This window comes from Halorubrum sp. AJ67 (assembly GCF_000513435.1).
Map to the genome: position 1 here is coordinate 108,685 of NZ_CBVY010000016.1, position 1,411 is coordinate 110,095.

General features: G+C 68.0%; 1 protein-coding gene and 1 pseudogene. Both read left to right on the forward strand.

Going from position 1 to position 1,411, the window contains the following annotated elements; genetic code table 11:
• Positions 1-189, forward strand: a pseudogene (locus BN903_RS18145) (hypothetical protein); the annotation flags it as partial.
• Positions 190-516: 327 nt separating this feature from the next.
• On the forward strand, positions 517-1,218 hold the full coding sequence (locus BN903_RS12295) for a V-type ATP synthase subunit D (RefSeq protein ID WP_048078000.1): 702 nt from the start codon (positions 517-519) through the stop codon (positions 1,216-1,218).
• Positions 1,219-1,411 lie beyond the last annotated feature (193 nt).

The window sequence follows — 1,411 nt, forward strand, 5'->3', positions numbered from 1 at the left end:
TCAACGGCGGAGGGCAGCGCCGCGACCGCCGAGTGGAGGCCCGGCGCGGACCTGTCCGGGTTCTCAGCCACACTCGCGCCCACGGAGGCCGGAGGCGTCACCGACGGCTCGCTGCCGACCCCGCTGGTGCCAACGCTGGCGCTCCTCGTCGCCGGGCTCCTCGGATACGCCGGCTGGCGACGGACGTAGGCGGAGGGAGCCGCACGAACTGCGACGAGCGGCACCGGACCGAACCGGAGTGGACCGGACGACCGATCGGCACGACGGATCGCCACGGGTCCCGACGGGTCGCGTCCCCGCCGTCAGCCCCACCGGACCTGGAACGGGGGTCGCCGTCCCGACCTCGGTCGTCGGGAGCGATCGCTCGCCGCTGTCAGAGGCACGCGACCCGTCCCGTTCTCCGTTTTTCGTCTCGGCCCCAGTCGACGGCTCCGTCGCCGTGCGGACGCCGGTCCGCCCCGCGACACGCCGCGTCTGAAAAGAATTAACCGCCTCTGGGCGGAACCTACCCACAAGATGGCCAAGGACGTCAAACCGACGCGCAAGAACCTGATGGCGATCGAGGACCGCATCGAGCTCTCCGAACGCGGTCACGACACGCTCGAACAGAAGCGCGACGGACTCATCATGGAGTTCATGGACATCCTCGACCAGGCGCAGGACGTCCGGTCGGAGGTCTCCGAGAACTACGAGACGGCCCAGCGCAAGATCGACATGGCCCGGGCGATGGAGGGCGATGTCGCCGTCCGCGGCGCGGCCGCGGCGCTGAAAGAACACCCGGAGATCACGACCCAGTCGAAGAACATCATGGGCGTCGTGGTCCCGCAGATCGAGTCCTCGAAGGTCCAGAAGAGCCTCGACGAGCGGGGGTACGGCCTGCTCGGCTCCTCGGCGCGGATCGACGAGGCGGCGGACGCCTACGAGCAGCTGCTCGAATCGATCATCCTCGCCGCCGAGGTCGAGACGGCGATGAAGAAGATGCTCACGGAGATCGAGACCACGAAGCGCCGCGTGAACGCCTTGGAGTTCACGCTGCTCCCGACTCTGTACGAGAACCAGGAGTACATCGAGCAGAAGCTTGAAGAGCAGGAGCGCGAGGAGATCTTCCGCATGAAGAAGATCAAGGACAAAAAGGAGGAAGAGGAGGCCGCCGAAGCGGCCGAGGCGGCCGCGGAGGCGGCGGCCGCGGAGACCGAAGACCCCGAACCCGCTGACTGACGACGCCCGCGCGTCGGCCGTTCTCTCTCTGCGATATCCGCTCTCGTCGGGTTCGTTCCCGCTCCGGAGTCCGTTCGTGGCGTTTCCCGCCCGCCGCAGACAACCGTTTTTATCTTCGAGCGGTGCCTATCGTCGGTCGTGTCCTGTCCTCACTGCGACGCCGCCGTCGTCGCGTTCGCGGTGCCGTCCGCGC